General features: G+C 56.2%; 12 protein-coding genes. 11 read left to right on the plus strand and 1 reads right to left on the minus strand.

What is annotated here, in order from left to right:
- The first annotated feature begins 196 nt into the window (after positions 1–196).
- Together PSTU_RS21090 and PSTU_RS20910 are read left to right on the plus strand one after the other, a co-directional pair.
- On the plus strand, positions 197–2695 hold the full coding sequence (locus PSTU_RS21090) for a site-specific integrase (RefSeq protein ID WP_019341959.1): 2499 nt from the start codon (positions 197–199) through the stop codon (positions 2693–2695).
- Positions 2692–5805, plus strand: a complete 3114-nt coding sequence (locus PSTU_RS20910) for a site-specific integrase (protein ID WP_019341960.1) — start codon at positions 2692–2694, stop codon at positions 5803–5805. The genes PSTU_RS21090 and PSTU_RS20910 overlap by 4 nt, the downstream gene beginning before the upstream one ends.
- Positions 5806–5821: 16 nt before the next feature.
- Here PSTU_RS20910 and PSTU_RS0115615 read toward each other — a convergent pair whose 3' ends face one another.
- On the minus strand, positions 5822–6034 hold the full coding sequence (locus PSTU_RS0115615; protein WP_019341961.1) for a helix-turn-helix domain-containing protein: 213 nt from the start codon (positions 6032–6034) through the stop codon (positions 5822–5824).
- Between the two features lie 148 nt (positions 6035–6182).
- Here PSTU_RS0115615 and PSTU_RS0115620 point away from each other — a divergent pair, with 148 nt between their 5' ends.
- The 9 genes from PSTU_RS0115620 to PSTU_RS20915 all read left to right on the plus strand — a co-directional run bounded on the left by PSTU_RS0115620 (position 6183) and on the right by PSTU_RS20915 (position 18949).
- A complete protein-coding gene (locus PSTU_RS0115620; RefSeq protein WP_019341962.1) occupies positions 6183–6416 on the plus strand; it encodes a hypothetical protein in 234 nt (77 codons plus the stop codon).
- Positions 6409–7569, plus strand: coding sequence for a site-specific integrase (locus PSTU_RS0115625; protein WP_019341963.1), 1161 nt, complete (start codon positions 6409–6411; stop codon positions 7567–7569). The genes PSTU_RS0115620 and PSTU_RS0115625 overlap by 8 nt, the downstream gene beginning before the upstream one ends.
- A gap of 11 nt (positions 7570–7580) precedes the next feature.
- Positions 7581–7865: a hypothetical protein gene (locus PSTU_RS0115630; protein ID WP_019341964.1), complete on the plus strand. Its 285-nt coding sequence runs from the start codon at positions 7581–7583 to the stop codon at positions 7863–7865.
- Between the two features lie 242 nt (positions 7866–8107).
- Positions 8108–9589: a sigma-54 interaction domain-containing protein gene (locus PSTU_RS0115635; RefSeq protein WP_029404826.1), complete on the plus strand. Its 1482-nt coding sequence runs from the start codon at positions 8108–8110 to the stop codon at positions 9587–9589.
- A gap of 48 nt (positions 9590–9637) precedes the next feature.
- The gene (locus tag PSTU_RS0115640; protein WP_019341966.1) at positions 9638–13021 is read left to right on the plus strand and encodes a DEAD/DEAH box helicase family protein; all 3384 of its coding nucleotides are present in this window, start codon (positions 9638–9640) and stop codon (positions 13019–13021) included.
- A 32-nt stretch (positions 13022–13053) separates the two neighbouring features.
- Positions 13054–14658, plus strand: a complete 1605-nt coding sequence (locus PSTU_RS0115645) for a type I restriction-modification system subunit M (protein ID WP_019341967.1) — start codon at positions 13054–13056, stop codon at positions 14656–14658.
- Positions 14655–15812 carry a restriction endonuclease subunit S gene (locus PSTU_RS0115650; RefSeq protein WP_019341968.1) on the plus strand — a complete coding sequence of 386 codons (1158 nt, stop codon included), beginning with the start codon at positions 14655–14657 and terminating at the stop codon, positions 15810–15812. Before PSTU_RS0115645 ends, PSTU_RS0115650 begins: the two co-directional genes overlap by 4 nt.
- 14 nt (positions 15813–15826) lie before the next feature.
- Positions 15827–15973, plus strand: a complete 147-nt coding sequence (locus tag PSTU_RS21850) for a hypothetical protein (RefSeq protein WP_019341969.1) — start codon at positions 15827–15829, stop codon at positions 15971–15973.
- Between the two features lie 48 nt (positions 15974–16021).
- Positions 16022–18949 carry a UvrD-helicase domain-containing protein gene (locus PSTU_RS20915; protein WP_080571216.1) on the plus strand — a complete coding sequence of 976 codons (2928 nt, stop codon included), beginning with the start codon at positions 16022–16024 and terminating at the stop codon, positions 18947–18949.
- Positions 18950–19124: the final 175 nt, after the last annotated feature.

The following is a 19124-nucleotide window of genomic DNA, read 5'->3' on the forward strand; positions in this document are numbered from 1 at the left end:
AACCCGCGCATGCGCGGAATCCGTATGAGAATACTCGGCGTATCGACCTGGTTTTCCGCGCATGCGCGGAAAACCAGGTGTGATGTCAGCCGATTCTGAAAAATCAGAACTAGCTCCTGGATTCCATGGCATGCCCCCGAATCGGGGGACTTCGGCTTAGCACTATTAGCTAGTACTCACACGATAGGACTAGCTGATGTCGAACTCACTAAGCCAGCCAAGGGATGCCGGCTGCGAAACCCCATTCAAAGAGCTGCTACAGCTGGCAGCAGGCTCCGGGCGTGACGTAACTGTCATAACAGAGATTCTGAAATTTATAGATGCTCATCCTCAGCTCATAGATTTTCCCCGAATAATCCAAGGGTTGTTAAACGCGCTGAATGAAATGGAAAAGCCGCCGGTTCTGTTCGTCGGTGATTTTGATCTCATGGTCTGGCGGCATGAGTGTCACTGGATAATTTCTAATAGGAGCAATCCGCGGTTCATCTCAGCCCTGGGCCCTCGCTATTTTTCCGGAGACGAGGCGCGCAGGCGTAATCCAATCATTGGACAGGGCGTCCAGGATTACGCATTCCCGTATGCAATGTTATGGCATGAGCCGGCCGATGTTGATGGCGCGCCAGATTACTACCGGCTTGTAGGCCAGCTACTGGTGGCGCATCAGGAGAGCTCTGGTGCATCGGACCTTCGCGGCCAGAAATACAATGCATATCTCAAGTTGCGTACGCTTTGCGCGCAAGAACTACTGACCGTCCCTGCAGAGCTAAATATTTGGTCTAGTCCAGCCATATTTATGCGGAGCTGCACAGTTTTCGATCCCAGTATTTCAGTCGACGTCCATGCTGAGGCCTTTCCTGCTGTTACCCGGCTAGTTCGTTATTGCGGGGGCGATCAGCCACCTGAGCGTCGTGGCGGCGGCAATTATCGAGGCAGGATGCCGGTCCGCTCTGGATTAGGTGTGCTAGTCAGTCAAGGGGTAACCAAATTCCCTCTGGATGATCCGGACGATCCCGATCTACTGCCAGGCCATATTAGTTTTGTTGTTCCACGGCTAGACCATGATCTTGACGAGGAGTTGCCCGACGGCGAAATCACGGCGCCAGATGATATCTGTTTGATCGATACCGGCGGCGAGGTGAGGCCATTTGTCGCCGAACTGCTCAGTCATCAGGGCATCCTCGCCCATATTGCGCGTAGTCGGCAGTTCCTGCCGTTCGGATACAGCCTGCTGACGTTGCCCGAGCTAGCAATTTTGCTGTTTAGCGTCACTGACGAGTTTTTGCATTGCCGGGAGCGGTTCCGCACAGCGCCACTATCGGAGCAAGTAGGAATCCGTACGCGCATGGAGGCGCTACTCGCCCTACATCTCATGCTCTGGTTCGGCAGGTCACTTGAGGATTGCACAAAACTACAAATCTCTGAGGGCGGCGCGCGCCCGCGGGGGGCGTTTGAGCTTATACCTGCTAAAGACCTGGAGTCTGCTGAGTTTAGGTTTTTAGTACCTACACCCGACTACGCCGCGGAGGAGCAACTGCCCCCTGGGACGGTTCGAAAGGCGGGATCGGCAGTTTCAGTACCGGATATGGTGGGAGCCGCGACGTTAGTATTTGGAGTCAGAGCGCTGACATCTACGACCGGAACGGCCGTGTTTACCAGAAAAGTTAAGGAAATTGAGAGCGCAGTCCGTGTCCTGTTGAGAGACTTGGGGGGTGGAGATCCTAGGTATACGGTCCACAAAATTAGATCCTATCTACATCGCCAAATAATTACCGACACACACGATGTAGTTGCGGCGACTATGTTGTCCGGGCTGCCTTGTCTGTCGGCCAATACTGCGCTTTATTACACCCAATACAGCGCCATTCACCTAAGAAGCCTCTATTGTAATTCAGTGCAAAAGGTATTGGCCGCTATTTACGGCACAGTAGGTTTGGAGGCGCCAGTTACTAACGTTATTAGGTCTTCAGAGGCGGCGGTTGGTGCCCGAAATTGTCTGAAACTTAGCGCTGTGAAAAACAATCTTGAAGCATTGCTCGCAGTGCTGCGCAAACGCCCACGAAAAGATATTCAAGAGCTGATTCATTGGCACAACTGCCTGACGCTCTGGACCATCCTCATGTTCCTAATGGCGACCGCGTGTCGAGCCATCCGCAACCCGCTAAAAGCAGTGGAAGAGTTCGAGCAACGAAGTGGCCACGGCGCACTGGGCGATAAAGGCGCAGATGACGGTCACATGAGCCGTCTGGTAGTGATGCCTGAGCTACTGCGTCGGCAGCTAGAGGCCTACGACGCGCACTGCTGTGCAATTCGTGTGAAGTTCAAATACGGACTACCTGCACAGACTCCTCCTAAGTCCGGTTTTTTCCTGCGGTTTGCTGATGACAACCGGCTGTACTACGAGGAAATCCGTCCGTCACATATCGACGCATACATGCGGCAAGTGGTTGGTTTTACACCCCATCCAGTGAACGGTTTCCGCAAGTTGCTGAGGACTGAGCTCGCAGAGCGTGGGTGCCCGCCTGAAACGCTTGCCGCATTCATGGGGCACTGGCTGCATGGCGAGGCGCCCCAAGAGTCGTTCTCAAGCTTTTGTCCTGGCGCTTATGTCCAGAGCCTCCATGCGTACTTATTGCCGCTGATGAGAGAGCTCGGTTGGATGGTTCGCAACAGCCACCTAGTTAAGGAGGCTAAATGACCATTTCGACCCTTTCTGAGGAAACGCTGTCAGCAATTTGGAGTCCTGAAAAATACGATCCAGAATGGAAGAGCGAATTTCTTCAGACGCTCAAGGAGCGCTGCAGAGACTCCAACAATGTCATCGGAGAATGGCTCTGCGGTAAACGTTCGCTGAGAAATTTTCCTGTCGAAAAGATGCGGGAGCTTGAGAATCAGCTTGAAAGCTCGACATTACGCAATGCACTGCGAGACGTAACAAGCCGGGCGCGGCGATTCAACCCGAGCCTGCCGCTTGCCCACATAGCGATCGACACGCGGCGTCCCGCAAATCCAATCAATCCCGACTTGTATACAGCAGAGAACATCTCAGCCAGTCGAGACGTGATCGATTCGCTGGAACGGGCGCTGAGACACGACCTGGAGCAACTCCCCCCCCACTGCCGGGTTGGGCTACTCCTGCTGAGCGCCGCCTACTATGGCGCGCTGATGGACATCCCCCAGCTAAATGCGCTGACCCAGCTTGATGTAGGTCAGATTATTTGGGTATCTGGGATACCAGAGTTCCGGCTCAAGCTTTCAATCCGTGGGCAATCCGAGGCTGAGAGTCGGCAGTGGTTCCCAGATCCGATAACACTCGCACTGATGTCCCGTTGCGCTCCAGATCTAAGTGAATTGAGACCTTATCTGTCCAAGAGGGATGGAAAACTTCACTGTATTCAGGCGGCATTGGCCGTAGGTGGGGTAGATAATCAGAGCCAACCCGCGTCTCTCAGTCGACTGTTTGAGCTGCTGCGTATCAAGCGCCAAACGCAGCTACCGCAGCTGTTGATCAATTACACCACCAGATACGGTTACGTGACGCATTCTGTTCTGACGGACTCATGGCTGCATCTACATGGGGAACCATCATCTTCGAACCACGAAGAAAAACGAAATCGCAAGAAACACCAGCTGCGTAGGGCCGAACAACGTGTTCCTGGATGGCTGACGGCGTTATGTCGCAACGTCCGTAAAAGACGGGTTTCAATACGCGATGAGGAACATTTACCTAAGACTCTCGAGGCGTTGATAACCGGTTGGGCGTCGTATCTCCTTCATGGCCGCTCGTTTTATGGCAACCCGTTGCAGCCTAAAACAGTCGCCAACTACGTTCGAGACGTCGGCGCTGGGTTGGACAATCTATTGTCCGTCGGGACGATCCTAGACGTTCCGCCGGACGCGTTAGAGGAGTTGTATGAAACGCTGCTGGAGGTACAACCCACGGCGCCAATGAGGAGAAACTTAGCCAAGGGCCTGCTGGAATTTCATGGATACCTGCAAAACAGCTTCTCCTATCCACCAATCAGCCCCTATGCCGCATTGGGTATTGGGAAAACGCCTCAGTTCGTTGATGCCCAGATCATCAATGAAGAGCAATATCGTCAGGTGCTGCGAGACCTGGCCATAGGCCCGCTAAGCCACCGATCGCCGCGTATCGCTATGGTCGCGCAGGCTATGGTGATTTTCGGGTACCGACTGGGATTGCGGCGTAATGAGTCGCTGAAGTTGCTGCGCCGCGATCTGCAGTTACCGACGCTCTCTGCCTCACGTGCAGCTGCACTGCGTAGACGGCATCCGAACCTGAAGCCGCTATCGGCTGAGCAGCGAACCGCGCTCAACCTCCCCGCGGCTCTGCATATTCGCCCCCACTCTCAGCGTGCGCTCAAAACGCGCAACTCAACGCGTACGCTGCCGCTCCATGTGTTGCTCGAGCCAGATGAGCTGCAGGTGATAGAGCGCCTGGCGCGGTTGCGTGATGACGAAGAGGACAAAAGTCCATATTCGGAATTTCTGTTCTGTATCCCCGAGCTGCAGACACGATGGGTTTCCGAATCCACCTTGTTACCTGCAATTCATGCCTCCCTCCGCCGGGTTACAAGATGCTCCGATATGCACTACCACCACCTGCGGCACTCGGCTGCAACCTGGCTTACCTTCAAGCTGGCCGCCACCGCGTTAGGGGCATGCGAGAACGCTCGACTTCTCTTCGGTGAGCAATCTCAGACGATGGCGTGGTTGCTGGATGCAGAAAGGTTAAATAATGCGTTTTTCCATTCCCGGGAAGCCGCCACCCGCCGTGTAATCCATATCACCAGCGCTGTGCTCGGCCATGCGAGCCCCAAGACGTCGCTGCTGCACTATGTGCACTGCATGTCTTGGCTATCGGCGTTGTGCTGGCAATGGGAGCCCAAGTTTTGGCCCCCTGGCCATGTCATCGCAAAAATTGCCGGGGTCAGCCTGCCAAGTAAGCCAGAAGATTTGGCTGCGCCAGGGTTGCCAGCTGAGATCCGCCATATGCGGCGCATCATCGGTCGTATCGGGGTATACAAACGCAGTAAACGTCGCAAAGTCAGCTACCCGATGAGCCCCATAGAATCGAATGGCGAAGGGAGGGCTCTGACAAGGATGAATGAAATCTCGTCCATGCTCGCATACCAAGCGTACGCGGAAGCATCAGGACAGTCGGTCAACATGGACTGGGTGGAGTTTTCCGATGCGGATCGATCGGCCATGCTGGAGCGGGCAAGGTATATCCGTCAGCTTGGTAAGCACCGCCTTAGCGGTTCGGCGACTTGCGACCCGAACGGTAAAGTTGAGCTGGTGCCCAGGCCGCCCAAACACGGAGGTTTAGCTGGCGTAGCTGCCTACGCTGACCGGCTCTACCGATTGCTTGACGGCAGATATAAGGCAAAAACTAACAGGGTTCTGGATGATTTCGTCGAGCGCTGCTGGGCGAGCGATACGACGTTGCGATTCCACTCTGGGCAGGATGAGCAGAGCGTTCGAGAGTACCTATGGGTGCTGTCTGAGCTGCGCATTCCTTCTGCCGATATTGAGTTCATCATTTACGATGATCGCGCACCCAAGCGAACCAAAAGCCTTTGGCGAAAAGTGTTACGGAAGCCCCGTTTGAAGTTTATAGAGCAGGTGCCCGAGAACAGGCTTGTTGAGAATATGCACCTCGGGATCCGCGCTAGGCTACGCCTTACAGGTGCGGGTTTCACTGATCAGGAAAGGAACCATCATTCCGGCGCAGCATTGCGCTACCTCTTTCTGATGACTTCGATCGACTGGCATTTCCGAGCATGAAAGGGTAGGAGGGCATTCAGCCCTCCGGATCATCCTGCAGTTCCAGCAAATCGCCCACCTGGCAGTTCAGGTACTGGCAGATCGTTTCTAGGTCCTTGAGCTCCACCCGCTGCGCGGTCTCGTGATAGAGCCGCGTGAGGGTTCCGCGATTCATTCCTGTATCCCTGACTACGTCACTGATTTTCAGCTTCCGCTCGCCCAGTAAGCGAGATAAATGGCACTTGACCATTCTAATCTCCGAAAAATGATCTTCAGAAGATCATTTTGCCCTTGCAAAGCTCAAAATGAGCGTTATATTGATCTGCAGGAGATCATTATGAGTTTTCAGAAGCTCATAAGAATCCGCTGACGTTCAATTTAGCAGAGAGGGCATAGCCATGTCTCACACATACCTGACTACCGAAGAGTTGGCCACGCGCATGAAGTACGACGCGCGCACCATCCGTAATCGCTTGAAAGATTCAGTCCTGCTCGAGGGGATCCACTACTTCCGCCCCTTTGGCGGCCGCAAGATCCTTTTCATCTGGGAAGCCGTCGAAGAAGACATGCAGAAATTCTCGCGGACTTCCGGGCTGGTTCCTATGGCCGGCGGGGGCATCTGCCATGGGTAAGATTCGTGCCCGCGCCGACAACGAGAAGTTGTTCTTTGACTTCACCTACCTGGATCAGCGCTGCCGCGAGCAGACCACGCTGCCTGATACGCCCGCTAACCGGAAAAAGCTGGCAAAGATCCTCGAGCGCATAGAGGCGGAAATCACCCTCGGAAGCTTCGACTACGCCACCTACTTCCCCCAAAGCAGCAAAGTGCTAGAGATCAGTCGGCTGCAGGCTGGCTGTGCATTGCTGAAAACACCACTGTTCAAGGATTTTGCAGAACTGTGGTTTGAGGAGATGAGGGTCGAATGGCGTGATACGCACGCCAAAACCGTGCGCCTTACCCTTGATAAGCATTTGCTGCCTGAGTTCGGTAAGAAAGAGGTCAGCGCCATCACCAAAGCAGAACTTCTGTCATTCCGCTCGGCACTCGGCAAAGTCCCCGGGCAGAAAGGTCAGAGTCTGACAGCGACGCGAATCAACCACATCATGACGCCATTGCGCATGATCCTTAGTGAGGCAGCTGACCGCTTCGAGTTTACCTCGCCATACCTCAACATCAAATCACTGAAAGTCCCCAAGACAGACGTGGAGCCCTTCACTCTGGATGAGGTGCTGCAGATCCTCGGCACAGTGCGTGACGATTTCCGCAACTACTACACGGTGCGTTTCTTCACCGGCATGCGGACGGCCGAAATTGATGGTTTGCAGTGGAAGTACGTCGACTTTCAGCGGCGGCAGATTTTGATCCGTGAGACCTGGGTGGGCGGCAAGCTCGACTACACCAAGAACGACGGTTCGCAGCGTGAGATCGATATGTCCGAGCCGGTTTATCAGGCGCTCATCGGCCAGCGCGAGAAAAACGGCAGTGGGCAGTTCGTCTTCTGCACCCGCGAAGGTACGCCGCACGCATACCGCAACATCAACGACCGGGTTTGGTACCCGCTGCTGCGGCACCTGGGGTTGCGGCGGCGGCGCCCCTACCAAACTCGTCATACAGCCGCGACCCTGTGGTTGGCGGCTGGTGAAAACCCGGAGTGGATCGCCCGGCAGATGGGGCATACCACCACCGAGATGCTGTTCCGTGTCTATTCGCGCTATGTGCCCAACCTGACCCGCCGTGATGGCAGTGCCTTCGACAACCTGATCAAAGCTAATCTCAAGGCCTGAGGAGTTCCACCATGAAACTGATCAAATGCGACATCGTGACCCCTCTGCATCCATCTATGGAGGCCCGCGAGCATAAGTACCTCAAGCATCTGGCTTCAGCTATGAGTCACTACCTTGAGAACCCCCATGGCACCGAGCTTATCTGCGTCCTCGGCTCCGGCTACGAGAAGGATAACCGGCATGCCCTTGAAACCTGGGTCGCCTACCACCGCAATGAAGTGTTCGAAAAGCGCCTGGAGGGCCGCAGCCCGCTGGACTTTCTGATCGAGAAGCTTGAAAGCTTATTGGCTAACTAAGTGCAGAAGGGGCCGAAAGGCCCCTTCATTGTTCTCCCCCTGGCAGCGGCGAGCGTGATCCATTCACCCGCCGAGCTGCGTTTAGATCAACGGTTCCCCTGTCGGCAAAGCGCAACTTGAACATCCAGTCAGGCAGTTAAAGACCCGGATCAGCGTATTGGTTACTATCCAAGGCGCGAACCAGAGCACATTTTTTCTCCTGCCCGCTGATGGGCAATAGGGAGGCCGGGAGTACAGGGACAGTGGTAAAGAAGCAGTGCGTATTGGCCAGCTGGGTTGGCGGGAATGATCTCAAGGCAGTTGCAGGTGCTGAGGCAGGCCCGATTCTGGCGACGCTGAACACGGTGTCCTTCGATAGCGTCGAACTGCTCTGCTCATACCCCTCCGAGCTAGTGGAGCCCTACCTGGCCTGGCTGCGCCAGCAGGTCGATGTACCCATCACCGCGCATTACTTTTCCCTGTCTTCCCCCGTTCATTTCGGCGAGATCTACCAGGCCGCCAGTCAGCATTTAAAGCGGCTGAATACTTCCGCCAATCAGCTCTCCATTCTGCTCAGCCCCGGCACACCGGCCATGCAAGCGGTGTGGATTCTGCTGGGCAAAACGCGCTACCCGGCGACCTTCTACCAGTCCTCCCTTCAGCAAGGCGTTCAGCGGGTCGAAGTGCCGTTTGAAATCGCGGCCGAGTATGTACCGGCGGCCAATGCCATTAGCACCGACAAGCTGGTTCAGCTCGCCGGGCTGGATGCGCCTGTGGATGCAGCCTTCGACAGCATCGTGACGCAGAGCGAGCGCATGATGGCCCTCAAGGCGCAGGCGCAGATACTTTCGGCGAAGCAGGTGCCGGTGCTCATTTACGGTGAAACCGGCACCGGCAAAGAGCTGTTTGCCCGCGCCATTCACAATGCGGGCCCACGTTCTGCTGCACCCTTTGTTGCGGTGAACTGCGGTGCCATCGTGCCGGAGCTGATCGACTCCACCTTGTTTGGCCACAAGAAGGGCGCATTCACCGGCGCAATTGCGGATCGGCCCGGGGTGTTCCAACAGGCCCATGGCGGCACGCTATTTCTGGATGAGTTTGGCGAGCTGACCCCAGATGTACAGGTGCGACTGCTGCGCGTACTGCAGGAAGGCGCCTTCACCCCAGTAGGCTCCAACCAAGAGCTCACAGTCGATGTGCGGCTGATCACCGCCACTCACCGTAATCTGATGCAGGAAGTAGCTCACGGGCGCTTCCGTGAAGACCTGTTCTATCGCATCGCCGTGGGTGTGCTGCACCTCCCGCCGCTCAGAGAGCGCGAAGGTGATCTGCTATTGCTCTCCGAAAAGCTGCTGGCAGGCATTGCCAGCCAGGACGCCAATCTCGGTGATAAGAAAATTTCCGCAGAAGCAAAAAACCTTATTCTTCAGCACCCATGGCGTGGCAATGTCCGTGAACTACAGTCCACCTTGTTGCGCGCAGCGCTCTGGTGTCGGGGCGATCTGATAGCGGCTCATGATATCGAGCAAGCACTGTTTAAGTTGCCGCAAGTGCAGGCCGATATATTGGCTATGGATGTTACGCAAGGTATTGATCTACAACAGGTAATTGCTGAAGTGGCAGGGCATTATCTGCGTAAGGCGCTCACACTTACCGGCAACAATAAAACCCGGGCGGCCAGCCTGCTAGGCCTTAAAAGCCAGCAAACGCTGAGCAACTGGATGGACAAATACGGCATCGAATAAAACTGGCACGGTCCTCGCTATAGGACCGACATGGACAGAATCGCCTTTATGAAATCAGTCAACTTCGAGTTCCTCCGCCCCGGCAACGAGCTGCTGGCCAACCTCGCCGGTCTTGCCGAGGCGGTACTGCACATCGATCCGGGCAGCGCGCTCACTCGCCTGCGTAGCTTCGCCGAAGAGCTGACCAAGGCTATCTACAAGGAAGAACTGCTGCCGCGCATGCCGCAGTCGAGTTTCTACGAACTGGTTAAAAACCCTGTGTTTGTTGATTGCGTCAGCAAGCCCCTGGTACACCAGATCAACTTCCTGCGCATCCAGGGCAACGACACCGCCCATGGTGCCGAAGGCGATTTGCGTAATGCCCAGCTAGCCCTGAAGACCGCCTACCAGTTGGCCATGTACATGGCCATCAAGTACTACGGCACCGCGCAAGCTTCGATCCCCGCATTTGCCGAGGTCAAAGACCCAGCGGCGATGCTGGCCAGCCTGCAGAAAACCGTCTCCAGCTATGAGAAGGAACTCAACCAGCAGCAGGAAGCGCTGCAGAGCGTGATGGACAAGCTGGAGCAGGAGCGCACCCGCCACCTCGACAAGGTCGACCCGCCTGCCAAGCCTGACCAGCAAAAGCGTCAGCAGCAGAGCCAGCAGGTGGCCGACAGCCTGCAGTGGAACGAAGCCAAAACCCGCGCATTGCTGATCGACGCCATGCTCCTGCAAGCCGGCTGGGATGTCAGCAACCCCGCGCAGGTCGGCCAGGAAGTGGAGGTCGATTTCCCCGGCAACGTCTCTGGCAAGGGCCGTGCGGACTACGTGCTATGGGGCGACAACGGTCAGCCCCTGGCCGTGATCGAGGCCAAGAAATCCGGCAATGTCAGCCTGCAAGCTGGACGTGAGCAAGCGCGTATGTATGCCGACGGCTTCGAGCGCATGGGCATGCAGCGCCCGGTGATTTTCTACAGCAACGGCTACGAAACCTTTATCTGGGACGACAAGCAGTACAACACCTATCGCCCGGTGTACGGCATCTACAGCAAGGACAGCCTGGAATACCTCGCCTATCAGCGCCAGTATCGCGTCCCCACGCTGGAGAAACACAACCCCGAGCTGAGCATTGCCGACCGCCCCTACCAGATCGAAGCGATCAAAACTGTCGCCGCGCACTTCCAGCAGCAGCGCCGCAAAGCCCTGATCATCCAGGCCACGGGCACCGGCAAAACTCGCGTGGCCATCGCCTTGGCTGAGTTGCTGCTGCGTACCGGCTGGGCCAAACGCGTGCTGTTCCTCTGCGACCGCAAAGAGCTGCGCGTGCAGGCCGATGACGCCTTCAAGCAAAACCTGCCCAGCGAGCCGCGCTGTGTGATCGGCGAAACCGGCAAGGTCGACCAGACCGCGCGCATCTTCATCGCCACCTACCCGGGCATGATGAACCGCTTCGCCCAGCTCGACGTCGGCTTCTTCGACCTGATCATCGCCGACGAAAGCCACCGCAGCATCTACAACAAGTACCGCGACCTGTTCGACTACTTCGACGCGCTGCAGGTCGGCCTCACCGCCACGCCGGTGAAGTTCATCAGCCGCAACACCTTCGATATTTTCGACTGCGAAACCACCGACCCGACTTTCGAGTTCGGCCTCGATGCTGCCATCAATAATGAGCCGCCTTATCTGGTGCCATTCCGCGTGAAGGACCTCACCACGGACTTCCTACGCGACGGCATCCACTACAACGACCTCAGCGAAGATCAGAAGCGCCAGCTCGAAGAGGACCTCGGCGAAGAAGAAGCCAAGCGCACCACCATCGCCGGCAAGGACATTGGGCGCAAAATCTTCAGTGAAGACACCGACCGCATCATCCTGGAAAACCTGATCAACAACGGCATCAAGGACGAGACCGGCTCATTGGTCGGCAAAACCATCGTCTTCGCCCAGCGTCAGGACCACGCCGAGCACCTGGAAAAGCTCTTTTGCAAGCTCTACCCGCAATACGGCACCAAGGTCTGCAAGGTCATCCACAACGCCATCCCGCACGTGGACACCCTGATCAAGGAATTCAAAAAGCCGGATAACGACTTCCGCATCGCCATCTCTGTGGACATGCTCGATACCGGCATCGACGTACCCGAAGTGGTCAACCTGGTGTTCGCCAAGCCGGTCAAATCCTGGGTCAAGTTCTGGCAGATGATCGGCCGCGGCACACGCCTGCGTCCAAACCTGTTTGGCCCCGGTAAACACAAAACCGAGTTCCTGATTTTCGACCACTACGGCAACTTCGATTTCTTCGAGCAGGAGTATCAGGAGCCGGAAGACACCGGCAGCAAATCCCTGCTGCAAACCACCTTCGAAGCTCGCCTGGCGTTGGCCCAAGCCGCCCTACGCCACAACCATGCCGCTGCCTTTGACGCCGCCATTGCCCTGCTGCGTGCTGACATCAACGACCTGCCCGACACCAGCGTGGCGGTAAAGCGTGAGCTGCGCGCCGTGCACCAGTTGCAACAAACCCAGCAGCTGCAGCAGTTCGATGGCAAAACCCAACACCTGCTGGCTAACACCATTGCCCCGTTGATGTCGGCCCGCGTGCTGCGCGACAAACACGCCACTGCGCTGGATAAGCTGATCGCCGGTATTCAGTGCTGCCTGGTCGAGCAGGCCACCTGCTTCGAGGACGGAAAAATTGCCCTGCTGGCCGAGCTGGACAAGCTCGCCGTTAACATTCAGGCCGTCCGCCAGAAGGATGCCCTGATCGCCGAAGTACGCAGCGCCGACTTCTGGCTGCAGCCGAGCATCGACAAGCTGGAAAACGCCCGCCAGGAACTGCGCGGCATCATGAAATATCGTCAGACCGGCACCGGGCCGGGTGATGGCATAGGAACCACCAAAACCAAGGATGGCAACCTGCTGGGTGACGAACGCGCGGTTTATATCAACGGTGCCAGCGAGGCCATGATCTACCGCCGCCGCCTCAAGGACATCCTTGCCGACATGCTCGCCGCTAACCCGACCCTGCAGAAAATCCACAAGGGCGAACCCATTGCCGAGAGCGAGCTGATAACCCTGACCTCGACCATCCTCACCAGCCACCCCGGCGTCAGCCTGGAGGTGCTCAACGAGTTCTACGGTCGCACAGCCGATCAACTGCACCTCACCGTACGCGAGATTATTGGCCTGGATGCACACGCCATTGAGGAACACTTCAAACAGTTCCTCCATGCCCATCCCAGCCTGACCGCCCAGCAGGTGCGCTTTATGAATCTGCTGAAAAACTACATCGCCCAGCACGGCAGCATCGTGATTGAAACACTCTACGACGCGCCGTTTTCCAGCATCTCCCACGAGGGCATCGACGGCGTGTTCGCCCCCGCCGATGTCACCGAGCTGGTGGCCGTGCTCAAACCCTTTTTGAAGAACCCCGGCCAGCCCGGCACACCCGCCTGATGGCCGCTCAACCTACAGATCGAGACCACTGAATGCTCACCGGCAAAATCCGCAACGATATCGACAAGCTCTGGGAAAAATTCTGGACTGGCGGCATCACCAACCCGCTGACTGTGATCGAACAGATCAGCTACCTGATGTTCGCCCGCATGCTCGACATGCAGGAAGACGTGGCCGAGCGCAAAGCCAACCGCACCGGCAAGCCCTTCGACCGTCTGTTCCCCAATACGCCGGAAGGCCAACTGCTGCGCTGGAAGAACTTCCGCAACATGAGCGGCCGGGAGCTGCACAAACACCTCAAGCAGAACGTTTATCCCTACTTCGCCAAGCTCGGTAGAAAGTCCGATGCGGTCGATGGACTAGGTGAAGAGGGCAGTGCGCTAGAGGGCCTGGGGCATATCGGCGAGTACATGCAGGACGCCGATCTGGAGATCAAGAACGAGTCGGTGCTCACCTCCGCCGTAGAGATGGTCAACGACTTGCCGCTGACCCAGAGCGACGTAAAGGGCGATATCTACGAATACCTGCTGAGCAAGCTCACCACCGCCGGCATCAACGGCCAGTTCCGCACGCCGCGCCATATCATCGACGCGATGATCGAGCTGATCGCCCCGCAGCCCACCGAGGTGATCTGCGATCCGTCCTGCGGCACCGCCGGCTTCCTCGCCCGCACCATGGAATACCTCAATCGCGCGCACTCCAGCCCTGAAGGCACCTTCACCGACGAAGACGGCAACCTGCATTACTCCGGCGACCTGCTCGAATCCTACCGCCAGCACATCAACAGCCAGATGTTCTGGGGTTTCGACTTCGACACCACCATGCTGCGCGTCTCCAGCATGAACATGATGCTGCACGGCGTGAACGGCGCGAACATCCGCTACCAGGACTCCCTGAGCAAATCCATCAAGGAGCACTACCCGCGTCAGGAGCAGGACTTCTTCGACGTGGTGTTGGCCAACCCGCCGTTCAAAGGCAGCCTGGACGAAACCAACACCAACCCCGACGTGCTCGGCCTGGTGAAAACCAAGAAGACCGAACTGCTGTTCGTCGCCCACATCCTCCGTTCGCTCAAGCTCGGTGGCCGCGCCGCGGTGATCGTGCCGGACGGCGTGCTGTTCGGCTCCAGCAAGGCGCACCAGCAACTGCGCCAGGAGCTGCTCGACAACAACCAGTTGGAAGGCATCGTCAGCCTGCCCAGCGGCGTGTTCAAACCCTACGCCGGGGTCAGCACCGCCATCCTGATTTTCACCAAGGGAGGCACCACTGAGCGTGTATGGTTTTATGACCTGCAGGCCGATGGCTACTCGCTGGACGACAAGCGCACCGAGCTGAAAGGCGAGGGCAGCAACGACCTGCCCGACGCCATTGCCCAGTGGCACAAATACCGGCAGATGGTAGAGGGCAATATCAGCGCCAGCACCATCAACACCCTGTTTGGCGACAAGCGTAAAAAGGCCTTTGTCGTGCCCGCCGAAGACATCGCCGCCAACAAGTACGACCTCTCCATCAACCGCTACAAGGAAGTGGAGTACCAGCAGGAGCAGTACGAAGACCCGAAGGTGATTCTGCAACGGCTCAAAGGGCTGGAGCAGGAAATTCTGGCGGATCTGGATGAGCTGGAGGGGATGCTGTGATTTGGCCCTTGGTTCAATTGGGTGATGTCGCGCCAGCAAAGGCTAGCAAGCATACTTTTGCTGAAACGGATGACGTGTGGACATTAAATCTGGATCAGATTGAAGCTGATACAGGAAAGGTTCTTCAGAAGATTATTGCGCCTGCTTCAGAAGCCGGCTCCTCAACACATGGCTTTGATGAAAGACATGTTTTGTATTCAAAGCTGCGGCCATATCTGAACAAAGTGGTGCTGCCTAACGATAAAGGGTTAGCCACTACTGAGCTGGTTCCAATGTTGCCTGATGCTGATAGGCTTGAACGTAAGTATCTAGCCTACTACCTGCGCTCAAAAGGCTTTGTCGATTGGGTTAGTGCGCAGGTGGCTGGTGCCAAGATGCCGCGAGTGTCTATGCTGCTATTTTGGCAGCACGAAATCCCCCTCCCACCCCTGTCCGAACAAAAGCGCATCGCCGCCATCCTCGACAAGGCCGACGCCATCCGCCGCAAACGCCAGCAAGCCATCAAGCTCGCCGACGACTTCCTCCGCGCCGTGTTTCTGGACATGTTCGGCGACCCGGTGACCAATCCGAAGGGGCTGCGAGTTGTACCGTTGATTAGTATCTGCGAAAAAGTGACTGATGGAACCCATCAGTCACCCAAATGGGAATCGTCTGGGGTTCCGTTTCTTTTTATTAGCAATATTGTCGATGGGAAAATAAATTATGATACGAATAAGTTTATTAGTGGCGAAACTTTTGCGGAGTTAACGCGCACGACTCTCATTGAGAAGGGAGATATTTTATATACGACAGTAGGCAGTTATGGAAACGTAGCTGTCGTGCCAGGTGACAGGGACTTTTGCTTTCAGCGCCATATTGCGCATATTAAACCAAGCCGCCAGATGGTTGATCCGCAATTCTTGGCAGGCATGCTGAGTAGTAGCGTTGTGCGCCAGCAGGCAGATCGACTTGTTAGGGGTGTGGCTCAAAAGACGCTTAATCTTCGTGAGTTGAAAGAAATTAAAGTTTTTGACTTGCCTATGAAGGATCAAGAGAACTATCTGCGAATAATTGATCCGATTAATAAAGTGGCAGAGCGACAGCTGTTTTCTGGGCGGGAATTAGATAAGAAATTTAATGCCCTTAGTCAAAAGGCATTTTTGGGCCAGCTATAGATAAGGAAATCCCCATGCGCCTCAAGTCCGTCAAGCTCAGCCATTTTCGTGGCTATTGCGCCACCACGGTTATTCCCATCGACGACGCCATGGCCGGCATCGTCTGCCGCGATGACGATGGCCAATCGGCCAGCCTTGAGAGGTCGGGCTCGCTTGAATAGACAAGGCGCTCAGTGTGTCTCTCGCTGACACATGCTCACAGGCTGACTATGACTTCTGAATCCTCATCGATAGATGTCGCCCCTCACTGGTTGATGCGCCTGTTTGGCGCGCAATCGGCCACCTTTACCTTGGGTGACAAAGGGTTAGCGGTCACGACGAAGAGCGGTGAGCAATATTTAATCGAGGCGACATCGCTGGCTAACGAGGCAACCTTCCAGGAGGGAGTCGTTTTCTCCCGTCTGGTTCTGCAGACGGACTGCGGCGAAAAGGTTTTTCCTGGGCTGCGAAAGGTTGATGGTGAGAAGTTATTTCACTGGTTGCGAGCGCACTGGTTACGCAAACTGGCGCCCGAGATAGATCAGATAGCTGGCAAAATTCGGGCCCTCCTGACAAAGGGCTATCCCCGCCAATCCCGCCTGGATGCGGCCAGGGTCATGGCCGAGCAAGCACTGCAGCGTTTTCAGCGTGTGCCTGAGCCACAGTGGTGTACCGATGTAGATGTCACCCCATTCAAGTGGCTGGCAGCGGTTACCCGGTGGCAGCAAGCGGACTGGGAAAAGCTGCGCAAGCAATACGTTGATCGGCAGCTGGCGCGCAACAGCGCCTTCTTCGATACGGTAGAGAGCCAGCCGCTGACCGAGCGCCAGCGCGTTGCCTGTGTCGTGGATGAGGATAACAACCTGGTGTTGGCCGGTGCCGGTACGGGCAAGACCAGCACCATGGTGGGTCGTGCAGGATTCTTGATCGCAAGTGGGCAGGCTCGGGCAGAAGATATTCTGATGCTGGCTTTCGCCAATAAAGCTGCAAAGGAGATGCAGGAGCGTATCGATCACCGGATAGGAAAGTGCGGTATCACCACCAGTACTTTTCACAAGCTGGGTAAGGCAATTATTGCCAAGGTAGAGGGTGAACAGTCTTCCCTTACGCCGTTGGCGGAAGACGACAAGGCGCTGGCCAGGCAGGTGAGTCAGTGGTTCGAGCAACATCTCAAGAGCCCAGATTATCAGCGGCTGGCTATTGATTACTTCCAGCACCACCTTTACCCGGAGGCGAACCCCTTTGAGTTCGCGTCAGAGGGGGAGTACTACGACTACATCCTTGCCAATGATATTCGCACCCTTAAAGGCGAGGCCGTGAAAAGCCTGGGTGAGTGTCTGGTGGCGAACTACCTGTTCAAGCAGGGCATCGCCTACCTGTATGAGCCTGCTTACGAGCACAAGACAGCCAGCCCCCTTTATCGCCAATACCAACCGGATTTCTATCTGCCCGAGCAGGGTATCTACATCGAGTATTACGGTATCGACCGGCAGGGCGGTACAGCCCCCTATGTAGACCGCGAGCAATACCACCAGGGTATGGCATGGAAGCGCCAGCTGCATGCCGATAAAGGGACGCGTCTGGTGGAGCTGTACCACTATCAGTTAATGGAAGGTGGGCTGTTTGATGCCATCGACGCGCAGCTGGCCGCACTGGGTGTTCAGTACCAAGCATTGCCCCCGGAAGCAGTGCTCGAAACACTACGCGAGTTTGGCGCAATCAACAGCTTTGCGGCACTGCTGGCCGATCTGCTGAAGCGCTACCGCGCTAATTGTTACGAGCAAGGGCAGGTGGAGGCTGCGATCAAGCGCGCAAAGAACCCGAAGCAGGTGGACGCTGCGCTGGCACTGCTGCGGCCCATTCTGGACGACTATCAGACCTTGTTGGATAGCGCCGGGCATATCGATTTCGATGACATGATTGGCAAGGCTATTGAGTACGTCCGCGAAGGGCGTTTCCGTAGCCCGTGGCGATATATTCTGGTGGATGAGTTCCAGGATATCTCTGAGGCGCGTGCCCGCTTGATCAGGTATCTGCGGGACTCTGTGCCGGAGTGCTCGTTATTCTGCGTGGGTGACGATTGGCAGGCTATTTATCGTTTCACCGGCAGTGATCTGAGCTTTACAACGGCATTTAGTGAACGGTTTGGCACGACCAAAGTAACGGCCCTCGATCTGACGTTCCGCTTCAATAACAGCATCAGCGATGTGGCGACGCGCTTCGTGCTGGCAAACCCGATCCAGGTCAGGAAGCAGCTTAATACGCTGCAAAAGGTTAAACGCCCTGCGGTATCCCTGCTCAGGGAAGACAACCGGCCTAAACCCGGCAACGAGGAGCCAGGCCGGTTGGAGAAGGTCGTTGCCCGCATCGCAGAAATTGCCGAGCCTGGGAGCAGTGTTTATCTGCTTGGGCGCTACGGCTTTAACTTGCCAGACAGAGATGAACTGCGGCGACTCGCATCGCGATTCCCTTCGTTAGGGCTGGAGTGCCACACCATCCATGCCTCAAAAGGCAAAGAAGCGGATTACGTGGTGATGCTCGGTCTGGAGACTGGCAAGCATGGTTTCCCCTCGCAGAAAACCACACATCCGTTGCTGGAGGCATTGCTGCCAGCGCCAGAGGATTTCCCTTACGCTGAGGAGCGTCGGCTGTTTTATGTGGCCCTTACCCGGGCAAGACAGCGTGCTTATCTGATCGCCGATATGGCCGTGGCGTCGGCTTTTGTTGTCGAGTTGTTGAAGAACGAATACGAGCTCGATCTGGGCGAGTTCTCAACATCACTCAGCCAGCAGTTGCTGCACATGCTCAAGTGCATCAAGTGTAAAACCGGGACCATGGTGTCACGGCAAAGCCAGTTTGGCCGGTTTTTTGGCTGCAATAAATTCCCGCTCTGCGCTCACAAGGAGCGCGGCTGCGCGCATTGCGACTCACAAATGCGCCGCGCTGGGCGCTTCAAGGTTTGTATCAACCCAGACTGTCAGCGTTGGGTGCCTACGTGCCCGAAGTGTGGTGCGGAAATGACCCAGCGAAAGGGGCGAAATGGCGAGTTCTGGGGGTGCCGGAACTATAGGTCTGAGGGTGAAGGCTGCAGGCATACAGAAAACAGGATCATGTTCGATTCGGGTTTGCTGGTTGCGGGTAGTCATGAACGTTCCTGACGACCAATGTGGAAGATGCACAGAGCAGAAAAGGGGACAGTTTTGTTTACTGGAATCACCCGTTGCTTAGCTGGCGAGCCATCATCGGCAAGGCGTGACAGCTTGTTGACTTTGCCGGACACAGGCTTCGTCACGAGAGTGTGACAACTTTTTAGATCATGCATGTAAGGAATGG

The sequence above is a fragment of the Stutzerimonas stutzeri SDM-LAC genome, from assembly GCF_000235745.1.
Lineage (GTDB): Bacteria > Pseudomonadota > Gammaproteobacteria > Pseudomonadales > Pseudomonadaceae > Stutzerimonas > Stutzerimonas stutzeri_H.